A 1,275-nucleotide genomic window follows, 5' to 3' on the forward strand; every position below is an offset into this window, starting at 1 on the left:
CCATGCGGCATGGGTGAATTAAAAAACGGTGCCTTAGAGCGTCAATTTGGCGCCTTATTTTTGCGATTTTAAGTGGTTGTAAGTTGCTGTTTTTAAGGTGTTTATTTTTCTTGAGAACTGGTTGGTAAATGTTAGTCTTCGACTCAAATAGAAAGAGGGCTAGAAAATGGATAAAACAGACCAGTTATATGTACAAGCAGACTTTTCACATCAAGACATGAGTGGTCAGTATTTTAAAAATTGCAAATTTTTCTGCTGTTCCTTTAAACGAGCGAACCTCCGCGATACACAATTTGTAGATTGTTCTTTCATTGAACGAGGAGAATTAGAGGGGTGTGATTTTTCTTACTCGGATCTTAGAGACGCATCTTTTAAAAACTGCAGTCTTTCAATGTCGTATTTCAAAGGTGCAAATTGTTTTGGTATCGAGTTCAGAGAATGCGATTTAAAGGGTGCCAATTTTTCTCAAGCTAGCTTCATGAATCAGGTATCGAACAGAATGTATTTTTGTTCAGCTTATATAACAGGTTGTAATCTTTCATACGCCAACTTTGAAAGGCAGTGTATCGAAAAGTGTGATTTGTTTGAGAATAGATGGATTGGCGCAAATCTGAGTGGTGCATCATTTAAAGAGTCTGATTTAAGTCGGGGAGTATTTTCTGAAGGGTGTTGGAGCCAGTGTAGGTTGCAAGGTTGTGATTTGAGCCACTCGGAGTTGTATGGTTTAGACCCTCGGAAAGTTGACCTTACAGGTGTAAAAATCTGTTCGTGGCAGCAAGAACAACTTTTAGAGCAATTAGGTTTAATAGTAGTTCCTGACTAAATTTGATGGTTTGAACACACACATAACAAACGCCTCAAGAGGGACTGTCAACGCGTGGCGTTTCCAGTCCCAATGAGCCGCTGTGGTTGCAGTTGTTGTGTTTGAGTTTAGTTGTTATGCGTTGCCAGCCCCTTAGGCGGGCGTTAGCCCTCAGGAGGAAAAATGAAAATATCCATTATGGCAGCAGTTTCTGAGAATGGAGTAATTGGCTCTGGATTGGATATACCTTGGCATGTACAAGGTGAGCAGCTCCTGTTCAAAGCTATGACTTACAATCATTGGCTTTTAGTCGGTCGTAAAACTTTCGACTCAATGGGTAAACTTCCCAATAGGAAATATGCTGTGGTTACTCGCTCAGAAATGGTCTCGAATGATCCAGATGTTATTTATTTCACCAGCATTGAATCGGCATTATCTTACTTAGACAATACGACAACACATGTCTTTGTTTC

2 protein-coding genes are annotated in these 1,275 nt (G+C 40.1%); both read left to right on the forward strand.

Going from position 1 to position 1,275, the window contains the following annotated elements:
* Positions 1 to 166 precede the first annotated feature (166 nt).
* Positions 167 to 823 (forward strand): quinolone resistance pentapeptide repeat protein QnrVC5, encoded by a 657-nt coding sequence (locus R7Z47_RS24020; RefSeq protein ID WP_000361705.1) that lies wholly within the window; start codon positions 167 to 169, stop codon positions 821 to 823.
* Positions 824 to 985: 162 nt separating this feature from the next.
* A partial coding sequence (locus R7Z47_RS24025) for a dihydrofolate reductase (RefSeq protein WP_318130665.1) occupies positions 986 to 1,275 on the forward strand: 290 nt, incomplete at its 3' end.

It is taken from the genome of Vibrio sp. 1641 (assembly GCF_033339995.1).
Classification (GTDB): domain Bacteria; phylum Pseudomonadota; class Gammaproteobacteria; order Enterobacterales; family Vibrionaceae; genus Vibrio; species Vibrio alginolyticus.

Coding starts and splice junctions, on each gene's coding strand:
- R7Z47_RS24020 (WP_000361705.1), top strand. CDS start 167: ATGGATAAAACAGACCAGTTATATGTACAAGCAGACTTTTCACATCAA.